This is a genomic window from Cupriavidus taiwanensis (genome assembly GCF_900250115.1).
GTDB lineage: Bacteria > Pseudomonadota > Gammaproteobacteria > Burkholderiales > Burkholderiaceae > Cupriavidus > Cupriavidus taiwanensis_B.
This window is the reverse complement of the sequence record NZ_LT984803.1, coordinates 1,585,107-1,598,638: the sequence shown is the minus strand read 5'-3', so window position 1 is coordinate 1,598,638 and position 13,532 is coordinate 1,585,107. Positions and strand designations below refer to the sequence as shown.

At 70.0% G+C, this 13,532-nt stretch carries 14 protein-coding genes; 5 read left to right on the top strand and 9 right to left on the bottom strand.

What is annotated here, in order from left to right:
- Positions 1–17 precede the first annotated feature (17 nt).
- Together CBM2586_RS07685 and CBM2586_RS07680 are read left to right on the top strand one after the other, a co-directional pair.
- Positions 18–551 carry a CMD domain protein gene (locus CBM2586_RS07685; protein ID WP_115687162.1) on the top strand — a complete coding sequence of 178 codons (534 nt, stop codon included), beginning with the start codon at positions 18–20 and terminating at the stop codon, positions 549–551.
- Positions 548–1,150, top strand: a complete 603-nt coding sequence (locus CBM2586_RS07680) for a peroxidase-related enzyme (RefSeq protein WP_115687161.1) — start codon at positions 548–550, stop codon at positions 1,148–1,150. The genes CBM2586_RS07685 and CBM2586_RS07680 overlap by 4 nt, the downstream gene beginning before the upstream one ends.
- A gap of 133 nt (positions 1,151–1,283) precedes the next feature.
- Here CBM2586_RS07680 and CBM2586_RS07675 read toward each other — a convergent pair whose 3' ends face one another.
- Positions 1,284–1,625 carry a cupin domain-containing protein gene (locus tag CBM2586_RS07675; RefSeq protein ID WP_115687160.1) on the bottom strand — a complete coding sequence of 114 codons (342 nt, stop codon included), beginning with the start codon at positions 1,623–1,625 and terminating at the stop codon, positions 1,284–1,286.
- A gap of 26 nt (positions 1,626–1,651) precedes the next feature.
- Entirely contained in the window at positions 1,652–5,038 is a 3,387-nt protein-coding gene (locus tag CBM2586_RS07670) for an FtsK/SpoIIIE family DNA translocase (protein ID WP_115687159.1), read from the bottom strand.
- A 260-nt stretch (positions 5,039–5,298) separates the two neighbouring features.
- Here CBM2586_RS07670 and CBM2586_RS07665 point away from each other — a divergent pair, with 260 nt between their 5' ends.
- A complete protein-coding gene (locus CBM2586_RS07665; protein WP_115687158.1) occupies positions 5,299–6,522 on the top strand; it encodes an EAL domain-containing response regulator in 1,224 nt (407 codons plus the stop codon).
- Between the two features lie 18 nt (positions 6,523–6,540).
- Here the strand turns inward: CBM2586_RS07665 and CBM2586_RS07660 are convergent, their stop codons facing one another.
- The 3 genes from CBM2586_RS07660 to CBM2586_RS07650 all read right to left on the bottom strand — a co-directional run bounded on the left by CBM2586_RS07660 (position 6,541) and on the right by CBM2586_RS07650 (position 8,678).
- Positions 6,541–7,119 (bottom strand): DUF4136 domain-containing protein, encoded by a 579-nt coding sequence (locus tag CBM2586_RS07660; RefSeq protein ID WP_231942481.1) that lies wholly within the window; start codon positions 7,117–7,119, stop codon positions 6,541–6,543.
- A gap of 55 nt (positions 7,120–7,174) precedes the next feature.
- Positions 7,175–7,594, bottom strand: coding sequence for a DoxX family protein (locus CBM2586_RS07655; protein ID WP_115662158.1), 420 nt, complete (start codon positions 7,592–7,594; stop codon positions 7,175–7,177).
- A gap of 136 nt (positions 7,595–7,730) precedes the next feature.
- A complete protein-coding gene (locus CBM2586_RS07650) occupies positions 7,731–8,678 on the bottom strand; it encodes a LysR family transcriptional regulator (protein ID WP_115687157.1) in 948 nt (315 codons plus the stop codon).
- A 162-nt stretch (positions 8,679–8,840) separates the two neighbouring features.
- Here CBM2586_RS07650 and CBM2586_RS07645 point away from each other — a divergent pair, with 162 nt between their 5' ends.
- Positions 8,841–9,461 (top strand): FMN-dependent NADH-azoreductase, encoded by a 621-nt coding sequence (locus CBM2586_RS07645; protein ID WP_115662160.1) that lies wholly within the window; start codon positions 8,841–8,843, stop codon positions 9,459–9,461.
- 199 nt (positions 9,462–9,660) lie between these two features.
- Positions 9,661–10,950 (top strand): ergothioneine biosynthesis protein EgtB, encoded by a 1,290-nt coding sequence (egtB, locus tag CBM2586_RS07640; protein WP_115662161.1) that lies wholly within the window; start codon positions 9,661–9,663, stop codon positions 10,948–10,950.
- On the opposite strand, the gene CBM2586_RS07635 is transcribed toward egtB, so the two are convergent.
- The 4 genes from CBM2586_RS07635 to CBM2586_RS07620 form a co-directional block, all read right to left on the bottom strand.
- On the bottom strand, positions 10,947–11,348 hold the full coding sequence (locus CBM2586_RS07635) for a YkvA family protein (protein WP_115687156.1): 402 nt from the start codon (positions 11,346–11,348) through the stop codon (positions 10,947–10,949). The genes egtB and CBM2586_RS07635 overlap by 4 nt on opposite strands.
- A 15-nt stretch (positions 11,349–11,363) precedes the next feature.
- Positions 11,364–12,110 (bottom strand): ankyrin repeat domain-containing protein, encoded by a 747-nt coding sequence (locus CBM2586_RS07630; protein ID WP_115687155.1) that lies wholly within the window; start codon positions 12,108–12,110, stop codon positions 11,364–11,366.
- Positions 12,103–12,897, bottom strand: a complete 795-nt coding sequence (locus CBM2586_RS07625; protein WP_115687154.1) for a TatD family hydrolase — start codon at positions 12,895–12,897, stop codon at positions 12,103–12,105. The genes CBM2586_RS07630 and CBM2586_RS07625 overlap by 8 nt, the downstream gene beginning before the upstream one ends.
- Positions 12,898–12,988: 91 nt before the next feature.
- The gene (locus CBM2586_RS07620; RefSeq protein WP_115687153.1) at positions 12,989–13,495 is read right to left on the bottom strand and encodes a GNAT family N-acetyltransferase; all 507 of its coding nucleotides are present in this window, start codon (positions 13,493–13,495) and stop codon (positions 12,989–12,991) included.
- Positions 13,496–13,532: the final 37 nt, after the last annotated feature.

Genomic DNA, 13,532 nt, shown 5'->3' with positions numbered 1-13,532 from the left:
CCAGAAAAGAGCCTCCGATGACCCAGCCCCCGACTTCCCCGGTCGACCTGATCGACCAGCTCACCGGCCTCGCGCCGGGCAGCGCCACCCACGCCTTGCGGCACCAGCGCGACAAGGTCGTCGCCGCCACCCAGGGCAGCTACGACGCGCTGTTCGACCCCGATCTGCCCGGCGTGTCGCTGCCGGAACGGCTGCTGGTGGCGCTGTACGCCGCCCGGCTGACGCCGTCGCCGGCGCTGACCGCCCACTACCGGGGCCGGCTCGAACAGCTCGGCGCCGACGCCGGCCAGGTTCGCGCCGCCGCCGAAGGCGCCCCCACGGACATCGCCGAGCCGCGTCTGCGCGCCATGCTTGAATTCACCCGCAAGCTGATCGAAAAACCGGTCGAAGGCGACAAGCACGCGCTGCAGGCGCTGCCGGCCGCGGGCCTGAGCACGCCTGCCGTGGTCACGCTGGCGCAACTGATTGCGTTCCTGTCGTACCAGGTGCGGCTGGTGGCCGGCATCGACGCCTTGAAATCCCTGAACGACGCCGCAGGAGCGCAGGCATGAGCGAAATCATCAAATCCCACGGCTTCACCAACGAAGTGCTCGACTGGAAGGCATGGCTGGACGTGGTCGACCTCGACCAGGCCACGCCCGAGCAGATCGCCGTGCTCGAGGAAAGCCACCCCAAGGCCAAGGTGCAGGACTACTACCGCTTCCTGGTCCACCAGCCCGAGATCCTGCGCCAGCGCTCGACCGCCTTCAACGCCATCATGTACGCGCCCGGCGGCATGCCGCGCGCCGAACGCGAGCTGTCGACCACGGTCGTGTCGCGCATCAATGGCTGCGTCTACTGCGCCTCGGTCCATGCCCAGCGCTTCGAACAGCTGGCCAAGCGCAACGACGTGATCCGCCAGGTCTTCGACGATCCCTACAGCGCCGGCACCTCCGCGCGCGAACGCGCCATCGCCAGGTTCTCGGCGGAACTGACCGAGCGGCCGGCCGAAGTCACCGCCGAACAGCTCAAGCCGCTGCGCGAGGCCGGTTTGAGCGATGGGGAGATCCTGGACCTGATCCACTCGATTGCCATCTTTGCGTGGGCGAACCGGTTGATGCTGAATCTTGGGGAGCCGGTGTTTCCGCAGGAGCAGGTGGCGGTCGCTTGACCAAGGCCACGATCCCACGCATTCCCCTCTCCCGCAAGCGGGAGAGGGGAGCAGACAGCCGCGCATCGCAAGCCCGATGCGCGCTTCTAACGCGGTTCTGACGCGCATCTGCGAGCGCGAGCCTGCACTGCTCCTAGCCTTCGCCACTCCCATAATGCACCGCCAGCCAGACCGTCGGCTGCCCTTCGTCAGTCCACGCCACGCGATGCCGGCATTGCGCGGGCAAGTGCAGCCAGTCGCCGGGCCGCATCACATGCCGGCCTTCCTTACCCTCGATCTCCAGCGCAGCACTGCCGCTGACCAGCAACACCCATTCGGCTTGGGCGCTGTCGTACCAGAATCCTTCCGGAGTGACCTGCCCGTTGGAGACGATCCGCTCGATCTTCAGCCCAGGCCGCGCCAGCAGCGGCTCGAACACTTCCTCCGCCAGGTTCACCGGCACGTCGGCCAGCAAGCTTCCATGCTCGAGCGCCATCACCGCCTCCCGAAGGTAACGTTGCGTTATTCCGCCGGCCCGGGCGCGAGCACGTCGCGCGCGCCGTTGCGGCCCATCGGCGAGACCAGTCCGGCGACCTCCATCTGCTCGATCAGCCGCGCCGCGCGGTTGTAGCCGATGCGCAGCTGGCGCTGCACCGCCGAGATCGAGGCGCGGCGGCTGGTCAGCACGAAGCTGGCGGCCTCGTCGTAGAGCGGGTCGGCCTCGCCATCGCCGCCACCGCCGTCGCCGAACAGGTCGGCGCCGCCGGCCTCGGCCGGGTCGCCGGCGAGGATGGCGTCATCGTAGTCGGGCTCGCCGAACTGCTTCCAGTGCTCGACCACGCGGTGCACTTCGTCGTCGGCGACAAAGGCGCCATGCACGCGCTGCGGATAGCCGGTGCCCGGCGGCAGGAACAGCATGTCGCCCTGGCCGAGCAGGCTCTCGGCGCCCATCTGGTCGAGGATGGTGCGCGAATCGATCTTGGACGAGACCTGGAACGCCACGCGCGTGGGGATATTGGCCTTGATCAGGCCCGTGATCACGTCGACCGAGGGGCGCTGCGTGGCCAGGATCAGGTGGATGCCGGCGGCGCGCGCCTTCTGCGCCAGGCGCGCGATCAGTTCCTCGATCTTCTTGCCGGCGACCATCATCAGGTCGGCGAGCTCATCGATCACCACCACGATCATCGGCAGGCGCGACAGCGGCTCGGGCGCGTCCGGCGTCAGCGAGAACGGGTTGGGCACCTTCTGCCCCGCGGCCTCGGCGGCGCGGATCTTCTGGTTGTAGCCGGCCAGGTTGCGCACCCCCAGCGCCGACATCAGCTTGTAGCGCTTTTCCATTTCGCCGACGCACCAGTTGAGCGCGTGCGCGGCCTGCTTCATGTCGGTGACCACCGGCGCCAGCAGGTGCGGAATGCCCTCGTAGACCGACAGCTCCAGCATCTTCGGGTCGATCATGATCAGGCGCACATCTTCCGGCGTGGCCTTGTACAGCATCGACAGGATCATGGCGTTGACCGCCACCGACTTGCCCGAGCCGGTGGTGCCGGCCACCAGCAGGTGCGGCGCGCGGGCCAGGTCGGTCACCACGGGATGGCCGGTGATGTCCTTGCCCATCGCCAGCACCAGCCGCGAGTGATGCGCCTGGAACGAGGCGGCGTTGACGATCTCGGACAGCCGGATCATCTGGCGGCGCGCATTGGGCAACTCCAGCCCCATGCAGGTCTTGCCGGGGATGGTCTCGACCACGCGGATCGAAGTCACGCCCAGCGCGCGCGCAAGGTCCTTCATCAGCCCCACCACCTGCGCGCCGCGCACGCCCATGGCGGGCTCGACCTCGAAGCGGGTGATGACGGGGCCGGCGCCGGCGCCGACCACGGCGACCGGCACCTTGAACTCGGCCAGCCGCTGGGCGATCAGTTCGCCGGTTTCGCGCAGGCGTTCTTCCGACACCTGCTCGGCGCTGTCGACTTCGCGCTCGAGCAGGTCCGCCGGCGGCAGGCGGTAGTCGACCGCCGGGCGCGGCGGCGGTGGCGCCACCGGTGCGGGCGCCGGGGCGGCGGCAGGCTGCGTCGCGGCCGCCAGCGGCACGGTGCGGCCGACCACGGCGGGCAGCACGATGCGGGGCTTGGCTGGCGGCGCGGGCGGCGCGCTGGCCGGCTCGGCTTCGACCGGGGTCCGGGTTTCAGTGGATGCGGCAGGCTCGACGGCCACGGTTTCGGCGGCGGTTTCGGCGTCGGTCTCGGCGTCGGTTTCGGCGACGGTTTCGGCGACGGCTGCGACAGTCTCGGCGTCGGCTGCGTCGAGGGCCGGCAAGTCCTCCGGCTCGACCTCGCCCACCAGGCCGTTGCCATCCATCAGGGCGCTTTCCGTGCCGGCCTCGTCTGCCGGCGCCAGCGCCATGGACCCGGACTCGCCGCCCTCCTCCATCGCGGAACTTGCCACGGCGTGGGCCACGGCGTCGGCGCAGTTATCAGGCTCGCTTGCTTCGCTTGCCGGCGCGGTCGCGCTCGTGCTAGCCGGCACGTCGGCCAGCAGCGCTTCAGCCACAGCCTCGATGGGGGTTTCCACCGCAATGTCAGCCAGCGGCTGTATCGCAACCGGGGCGGGCTCTGCAGCGCTTGCGTCGACGGCCAGGACTGCGGCCGCATCGGGCATGGCCTCGGGCACCTGGTCCGATGCCGGAGCGGCAGCCTGCATGGCCGCGGACTTGCCCGCCAGCGCCTTCAATTCGGCCAGCAGGTCGAGCGCTTCCTGCCGGATCGCGTCAAGCGATGGGGCATCGCCATCCAGCGCAAGGGGCTCGGCCGGGACGGCGGCGACAGCGTCGTCCACCGGAGCGGATGGGGTGGCCGGCGCCGCCATCACGATTTCCGGCTCGGGCGTCGGCTCGGGCGTCGGCTCGGGCGTCGGCTCGGGCGACGGCTCTGTCTCGGGCGCGGCGATGGCCTGCGCCGGTGCGATCGCATGCTGTTCGGCACGCGCGGCCGCCGGCGTGGCGACAGCCATCCCAACCGCTGCGGTGGCGGTGGCGGTGGCAGTGGCGGCGGCGGTCGGCACCGCTGCGGCGGCGGGCTGCGCGGACGCTACCGGCAGCGTCGTGATTGCCGAACGGACCAGCGGCTGCGGCTGGCGGAACGGGCTGCTGACCACGGTGCCGCGCAACGGCTGTGCCGGCCGCGGTGCGCAAACCGGTGTGGAAGCCGGTGCGGGCGCGGCGGCGACCGGCTTGCGTGTCGCGGGCTGGGCGGAACGCGTTGCCGGCGCGGCGGCGGCCGGTGCTGGCTGCGGCGCGCGCACGGGCTTGGGCGCGCCCGGCGCGTCGGCATGATGCAGCCAGATTTCACCGGGCTGCGGCGGCGATTCGCGGGTGCGGCGCGGCGGCTGCCAGGCCGGCTGGCGGCGCGCGGAGACGGCTTCAAAACTGCGATGGCGCGGCGCGGGCGCAGTCCAGCCGGCGTGGCCGGCTGCCGGTGCGTCGCGACGCTCGGCCTCGCGCAGCGGCTGGGTGGCGGCGAAGGACACCGGCGCCTCTTCCGGCGCCGCGGGGGGCGCGGCGGCACGGCGCGGCTTGCGCGCGAACAGGCTGCGCCAGGTCTCGCCGAACACCATCGGCGCGGCCAGCGCCAGCACGCCCAGCATCAGCAGCAGGGCGCCGGTCCAGCCGAACAGGTTGCCGAAGCCGCCGGCCAGCGCGCGGCCGACGCCGCCGCCGGCGGTCGATTCCGGATCCGCGCCGCTGGTCAGTGCCTCCAGGCTGGCGCTCGCGCACAGCACGGCCAGCGTGCCCAGCCACACGCGCAGCGAGCCGGGCCCGGCCAGGCGCCGCTCGCCGGCCAGCCAGCGCGTCACCAGCCGCCACAGCAGCGGTACTATCCAGAAAGTCGAAAACCCGAACCAGCCCAAACCCATTATCGACATGCCATCTTCAAAACACCGGGCAGCGATTGTAGCGGTTATGGCAGTCGGCGATTGAATCGGAAAGCGCAAATATTCGTAACGCGGCGCGGTTTCAACGCCATTGCGCAACGATGGCAGGGCGATCGCGGGCATCTTCACGCCCATGCCATGACGCCGCCGGCGCCTGGCGCAGCCGCGCCGCGCTACCATTCGGCAAACCCGCTCGCCGCGCATGGCGGCGACGCGCCGCGCTGCCCTTCTGCCCACGCTCCATGCCAATCCACTACGCCAGGCTGCGCATCCTCGTCGTCGAAGACCACCCGTTCCAGCGCGCCGCCGCCGAGGGGCTGCTGCGCCATGTCGGCGTGCAGGCCCTGGCCAGCGCGCACGACGGCACGCAGGCGGCCGAGCTGCTGGCGCGCGAGCCATTCGACGTGGTGCTGTGCGACATCGAAATGCCCGGCTGCAACGGCCCCGAGCTGATCGCCGAACTGCACCGGCGCGGCCCGCGCGCCTTTGCCGGCGCGCCGCCGGTCTGGGTCTGGGTCACGGCGCTGGCCGAAGACATCCTCGATTCCAATCGCGGCCTGGCGCATGCCGCCGGCATCCCGCGCGTGCACGCGCTGCGCAAGCCGCTGTCGCCTGACGCGCTCGAAGTGATCCTGGCCGACGCCCTGGTGCGCCAGGATACCGCGGCGGGCGTGCCCGCCTGGACGCCCGACGCCGAGGAACTGCTCGCCGCGACCCGGGCCGGCGCGGACCTGCTGGTCATGCTGCAGCCCCAGCACGACCTTGCCAGCGGCCGCCTGGCCGGGGCCGAAGCGCTGGTGCGCTGGCGCCATCCAGAGCATGGGCTGGTGCCACCCGACCAGTTCATTCCGCAGCTCGAGGCCATGGACGCGGCCGACCGGGTGTTCTTCCTGGTCGCGCGGCAGTGCCTGGCGGCGCTGCAGCGCCTGCGTGCCGCCGGGGTCGAAATTGCGCTGGGCCTCAACGCGTCGGCGCAGACGCTGTGCCGGCCGGGCGTGCTGGAATCGTTCGATGCGCTGGTGGCAGCCAGCGGCGTGCCGCGGCAGGCGCTGACGGTGGAGCTGACTGAAAGCTGCCCGGTGCCCGACACGCTGGCGCTGTCGGTGGCGCTGAACCGGCTGCGGCTGCTCGGCTATGGCGTGGCGATCGACGATTTCGGCGTGGGCATCGCCACGCTCAAGCTGCTGGCGGACCTGCCGTTTACGCAACTGAAAGTCGACCGCTGGTTCGTCGCCGAAGTCGACCGGCACGGCCAGCGCGCCACGATCTGCCGCAGCATGATCGGCCTGGCGCGGGAGCTGGGGCTGGAGTGCGTGGCCGAGGGCGTCGAGACCGAGGCCCAGCGCGCCGCGCTGCGGGCACTGGGCTGCCCACTGGGCCAGGGCTACCTGTGGTCGGCGCCCAGACCGGCCGAGGCCTTCGTCGCCGACGCCATCGAGCGCGCGGCGGCCACGCCACCGGCCTGAGCGGCGCCGCCACCAGCCTTACTGCCCGGCCCGGAACGGATACTTGGCGAAGATCTGCGCCACTGTCTTGTCGATGCGCTGCTGGGCGCTGGCCTTGTCGCTGGTGTCGACGCTGCCGACCGCCACGCCTTCCCACACCAGTTTCATCTGGCGCCGGTCGACCAGGTCGATGTTCACGGTGCCCTCGGTGTAGCGGTACACGTCGTTATAGAAGCCATACCCCGGCCACGGCGCATACAGCCCGCCGCGATAGCCGTAATAGCCCATCATCGGCGCGGGGGCCGGGCTGACCTCCACCTTTTCCTGCAGCCTGGCATTGAAGTTGACCAGCAGGTCCGGCGACTGCGCCGCGTAGCGGTAGCCGCGCGCGCCCAGTTCGCGCTCGACCGCGGTCTTGAAGTACTGGGTGGTCAGGCTTTCATAGCCCGCGCGGTCGGTGCCGGGACGCTCGACGAAGCCGAAGGTGCGGTAGGCGCTGAAGTCCGTGGCGCGGTTATAGTCGGTCTTGATGTCGGGCACGCTGGCGCAGCCCCACAGCAGCAGCGCCGCGGCCGCCACCGGGACCGCCACCGGGAAGAATTGCCGGAACGCATTCACGATACATCTCCAGGAATTGACGGCGGCGCGCCGTGCCGCGCCGCCGCGGGAGGCACTAGTTGAGCTTGCCGTTGATGCCGCCCACGCTGAACCTGCCCGCCCCCAGCAGGGCCACCGCCAGCGCCGCGCCCAGGAACATGCCCTGCAGCTCCAGGGCCCAGCCGCCGGTCTTGGACAGCATGGCGAGCTCCTTGGTGTGCACCAGCGCCACTGCGAACAGCATGTTGATGGCCACGACCAGCGCCGCCAGCCGGCTCCACAGCCCGATGATCAGCAGGATCGGCGCCACCACTTCGCCGATGTAGACGCCGTAGGCCACCCAGGCCGGCAAGCCGACGTCAGCGACCAGCTTCGACACGAAGCCGATGCCGGAATCGCCGGTCAGCTTGGCGATGCCGTGCATCAGGATAAGCACGCCAAGCACGATGCGCAGCAGCGCCTTGCCCAAGTCCTGGGAATCCTGAGAGCCAGCCATGGCCATTCTCCTTGCCGTTGTCTGCGTATTGGTCGTCGATCCATGCGCCTTTACCCTCACGCGCAAAGTTCGCCCCCTGTACCTTAGTTCGGGGCGGCGTGAACGTAAAGCCGCAAATGCGCGCGGGCGGCCGGCGCTACACCACCCGGTGCATCGACGGCGGCCGGGGCTCCTGCATGCCGACCTTGTGCGCGCACTCGGGCAATACCTCGCCGAGGAAGTCGAGGAAGCGCCGGGTGGCCGGCGTGACGCCCTTGCGCGACGGGAACACGGCGTGCAACGTCCCGACCGGCATGTCGTACTGCGGCAGCACCAGTTCCAGCTCGCCGTTCTCCAGCGCCTCGCGGCAGAACATGCGCGGCAGCATGGCGACGCCGACGCCGGCGATGGCGGCCTCGCGCAGCAGCGCGAACTCGTCGGTGACCAGGCGCGGATCGTAGGCGATCTGGATCGAGTCGCCGCTCTTGCAGCGCAGGATCCAGGCATGCTTGCCGTCGTGCGGCTGCTGGCCGACGCCGGGCATGCCGTCGAGCGCCTGCGGCGTGCGTGGCCGGCCGATGCTGTCGAGCAGCGCCGGGCTGGCCACCAGCATCAGTTCGCTTTCGCCAAAGGTGCGCACCGCCAGGCTGGAGTCTTCCATCACCTCGCGCACGCGCAGCGCCAGGTCGAAGCCCTCGCCGATCACGTCGACGCGCCGGTTGGTGGTTTCCAGTTCGATCCGCACCGCCGGGTTGGCCCGCATGAAATGGCCGATCGCCGGCGCCAGCAGGATCTGCGCGATCGCGATCGGGCAGCTCACCCGCAGCGTGCCGCCGGGCTGCTCGCGCGCCTGCTCGATGACCTCGCGCGCCGCCGCGGCCTCGTTGAGCATGGCGCGGCAGCGCTCGTAGAAGGATTCCCCCAGCGGAGTCACGCGCACCTGGCGCGTGGTCCGCCGCAGCAGCTGGACCCCGAGGTCGCGCTCGAGCTGGGCGATGCGCCGGCTCAGGCGCGACTTGGGCACGCCGGTGGCGCGGCTGGCGGCCGAGAAACTGCCGTGCTCGACCACTTGGGCAAACAGCGACAGGTCATTGAGGTCTTGCATGGAGGGCTCCGGAGTCACCCGGACGGCCCGCGGCCCGGCGCGGATGCCGCCCGCAATGGCGTTGCATCGGTAGAACAATCATTTGCATTTTGCCTCACTACCGATACCAATGGCCAGCCGCTATCTTTCCTCCATCGCAACCGCACCCTTGTGGAGATAGACATGAACATCCTGCAGATCGATTCCAGCGTCCTCGGCGACAACTCCGTTTCGCGCAGCCTGACCGCCAGCGTGGTGGCCGACCTGGTCGCCGCCAACCCCGGCGCCGTCGTCACCGTGCGCGACCTGGACCAGGATGCACCGGCGCACCTCTCCGGCAACCTGCTGCCCGTGCTGGGCGGGCCCAAGGACGGCCTCGACGCCGTGCAGCAAGCCGAGCTGCAGCGCACCGAGCAGTGGCTGGCCGAGTTCCTGGCTGCCGACGTGCTGGTGGTGGGCGTGCCGCAGTACAACTTCAGCATCCCCAGCCAGCTCAAGGCCTGGATCGACCGCATCGCGCAGGCTGGCCGTACTTTCAAGTACACCGAGAACGGCCCGGTCGGCCTGGCCGGCGGCAAGCGCGTGATCGTGGTGTCGTCGCGTGGCGGCGTGCGCCAGGATGCCAGCGAGCTGGACCTGCACGAAAAGACCGTCGATGTCGTGTTCCGCTTCCTGGGCATCACCGACATCACCTACGTGCGCGCCCACGGCCTGGCGATGGGGCCGCAGTTCCGCGAAGCCGGCCTGGCCAGCGCCCGCACCGAGATCGCGGCGCTGAACGACGCCAGCCGCCTGGCGGCCTGACGCCGACTGAAGCCGACTGAAGCCACGGGGACCGGGCCGGCGCTGTAGGACGGCGCCGGCTCGCCGCGGGACCGGATCGGGTCTATGATGGTTCGGGGCGCTACGGCGCCCCGCGTGCCATGGGCGGCGCGCGGCCACGGCCCCTGGCCGCGGCAGTGCACCGCCTGCAGTCATCGACCGATCCAACCCGGGAGCCCGCATGACTTCAGCCCTGTTGCCAGGAGCCGCCCTCCATCCGCCGCACGAACCCGCCCTGCTTTCGCAGTACCGGCACGTACGCGCCGCCACCGAGACCCTGGTGGCCGACCTGTCCGATGCCGATGCCACCGTGCAGTCCATGGACGACGCCAGCCCGGCAAAATGGCACCTGGCGCACACCACGTGGTTCTTCGAGGAATTCGTGCTGGCCGCGCGCCTGCCGGACTACGAGCCGGTCGACCCGGCCTACCGCTATCTCTTCAACTCTTACTATGAAGCGGTCGGCGCGCGCCATCCGCGCCCGCAGCGCGGCCTGCTGACGCGGCCGTCGCTGGACGAAGTGCTGGCCTATCGCGAGGCCGTCGACGAAGCGATGCTGTCGCTGCTGGGCAGCGCGCAGACCGATGGCGAAGCCGCGCTGATCACGCTCGGCCTGCAGCATGAACAGCAGCACCAGGAGCTGCTGCTGACCGACGTGCTGCATCTGTTCGCGCAGAACCCGCTGCGCCCCGCCTTTGCCCCGGAGCTGCCCGCGCCGGTCATTGCCGACCCGCGCCCCGCGCCGGACTGGATCGGCTTCGACGGCGGGCTGGTCGAAATCGGCCACCGCGGCGAGAGCTTCGCCTTCGATTGCGAAGGACCGCGCCACAAGGCCTACCTGCATCCCTTCACGCTGTGCTCGCACCCCGTCAGCAACCGGCAATGGTTCGAGTTCATCGAGGATGGCGGCTACCAGAGCGCCGGGCTGTGGCTGTCCGACGGCTGGCGCTGGGTCGGCGAGCAAGGCATCCAGGCGCCGCTCTACTGGGAAGAGCGCGACGGCACCTGGTGGCAGATGACGCTGCGCGGCATGCACCCGGTCGACCCGGACAGCCCGGTGACCCACCTCAGCTTCTATGAGGCCGACGCGTTCGCCCGCTGGGCCGAGCGCCGGCTGCCGACCGAGGCGGAATGGGAACATGCCGCCAGCCGCCTGCCGGCCACCGGGAATTTCGTCGAGGGGCGCGCGCTGCGGCCGCTGCCCGACCGGCAGAACACCGCCGGCGTGCTGCGCCAGATGTTCGGCGACGTATGGGAATGGACCGCCAGCGCCTTCCTGCCCTATCCCGGCTTCCGCCCCAACCCGGGCGCGGTGGGCGAGTACAACGGCAAGTTCATGAGCGGCCAGATGGTGCTGCGCGGCGGTTCCTGCGTCACCCCCGAATCGCATATCCGCGCGACCTACCGCAACTTCTTCTATCCGCACCAGCGCTGGCAGTTCACCGGCGTGCGGCTCGCCGACGATGCCTAGGGCTGGCGCCAGTGCGGCGCCAGCCAGCGCCACGCCAGCCAGGCAAGCACCACCCACACCAGCACGATGACCACGGCGGCCGCGCGATTGCGCGGCCGTTGCGCGTGGGTGGCCTGCCAGGCGTCGGCGCGGTCGCGGCATTCGTCCCTGACCGCGACGGGAATCATCCGCAGCGTGAGCCAGATTCCCAGCGGGACCAGCAGCACGTCATCCAGATAGCCGAGCACCGGGATGAAATCCGGGATCAGGTCGATCGGGCTGAAGGCATAGGCCACCACCAGCGCGCCCAGCAGCCGCGCCGCCCACGGCGTGCCGGGGTGGCGGCTGCAGAACCACAGCATCAGCAGGCTGCCCTTGAGCCGGCGCGCCCACTGGCGCAGGCGCGAGCCGCTCGCCATCGCCGCCGCGCCGGCTTACCAGCCCTTGCCTTGCGGCGCCGCGGGCCGCTGGCCGCCGGGCTCGGCGACGGGCGGCTTGAGCGGCGGCGCCGGCACGATCGGCGCCTGCGGATACAGCTTCTGCCAGCGCGCCTTCAGCCCGCTGGCGATCTCGGCCTGGTTGTAGCGCTCGGCAAAATCGATCGCGGTCATGCCCTGCTGGTTCTTCAGGCGCATGTCGGCGCCTTCGTCCAGCAGCAGCTTGACGGTCTCGATATGGCCGCCGCGCGCGGCCATCATCAGCGGCGTGGTGCCGTTGGGGCTTTCGGCGTCGATATACGCGGCATGGTCGACCAGGTACTTGACCACGTCGTTGTGGCCGTTGGTGGCGGCATAGTGCAGCGGGGCCCAGCCGGTCTTGTTGATCTCGGCCTCCATGTCGTCGACCATCAGCTTGACCATGTCGAGCTGGCCCTGCAGCGCCGCCATCATCAGCGGGGTTTCGCCGGCCGGGTTGGCCTTGTCGAAATCGATGTCCTTGGCGCGGATCAGCACCGTGGCGGCCTTCAGCGACTTCTCGCGCAGCGCCAGCACCAGCGCCGGGTTGCCGCGGTTGTCGACCACATTGGGGTCGACGCCCCTGGCCAGCAGCTTCTTGACGGTATTGGCGTCGTCGAATTCCACCGCCTTGCGCATGTCGTCGGCCGGGGCGGCCTGCGCAAGCGCGGCGGCGGCCAGCGCGACCGCGCCAACGGCACGGCGGACAAACTTCATGTCAACCATGAGATTTCCTGTCAATGTGCGTGAATAGATTAAAGAAATTTTCCGTCGTCTGTTCCGCCACCTGCTCCACCGGGAGGCCGCGCAGCTGCGCGATGAACGCGCCCACATGGCGCACCCAGGCCGGCTCGTTGGTCTTGCCGCGGTACGGCACTGGTGCCAGGTAGGGGGAATCGGTCTCGATCAGCATGCGGTCCAGCGGCACCCTGCGCGCGGTTTCCTGCAGCTCCGCCGCGCTCTTGAAGGTGACGATGCCGGAAAACGAGATATGGAAGCCCTGGTCGAGCGCCTGGCGGGCGACTTCCCAGGTTTCGGTAAAGCAGTGCATCACGCCGCCGGCTTCGCCCGCGTTTTCCTCGCGCATCAGCCGCAAGGTGTCATCTGCCGAGGAACGGGTATGGATGATCAGCGGCTTGCCGGTCTGGCGCGCGGCGCGGATATGGGTGCGGAAGCGTTCGCGCTGCCATTCCATCTCGGCGATGCTGCGGCCGTTCAGCCGGTAGTAGTCCAGCCCGGTCTCGCCGGTGCCGACCACGCGCGGGTGGGCGGACAGCGCCACCAGCCGCTCCAGGGTCGGGTCTTCGCCTTCTTCATAGTCCGGATGCACGCCGACCGACGCGTAGAGGTTGGGATGCTGCTCGGCCAGCGCCAGCACGCGCGGGAAATCTTCCAGCGTGACCGAGATGCACAACGCATGCGTGACCTGGTTGGCGCGCATGTTCTCGAGCAGTTCCGGCAGGCGCGCGGCCAGTTCGGGGAAATCGATATGGCAGTGGGAATCGACAAACATGGGAATTCTCTGGTGCGGCCTTCAGCTGGTGCTCAATTGGCCCTCGGTTGGTCCTTGGTTGGGCCCTCGGTTGGGCCCTTGGTCGGGCCCCTCAGGCCGCGTCCACGCGGCGACCGACGATGATCAGGTCGCGCTCGACGCCGTCGAGCACGGCGACGCGCGGCAGGTTGCCCCAGCGCGTGAAGCCCAGCGCCGCGAACAGGCCCAGGCTGGGCGCGTTGTGGCCGAAGATAAAGCCCAGCAGCGTGTTCACCCCGACCGCGGGCGCGTGCTCGATGGCCTGCTGCAGCAGGTAGCGCCCCAGGCCCTGGCCGCGCCGCTGCGCGTCGAGGTAGATCGACACCTCGGCGGTGGCGCCGTAGGCCGGGCGCCCGTAGAAGTCGGAAAAGCTCATCCAGCCGGCCATGCTGCCGTCAGCATCTTCGCACACCCACAGCGGACGGCGCCCGGGCTGGTGGGCGTCGAACCAGGCCTGGCGCGAGGCCACGGTGACGGGCTCGGTATCGGCGGTGACCATGCGCGAAGCCACGGTGCTGTTGTAGATGGCGACGATGCCCGGCAGGTCGCGGGGCTCGGCAATACGCAGCGAAAAATTCATCGAGAATCAAAAGGTTGCGAGCGAATCCTCGCAACGT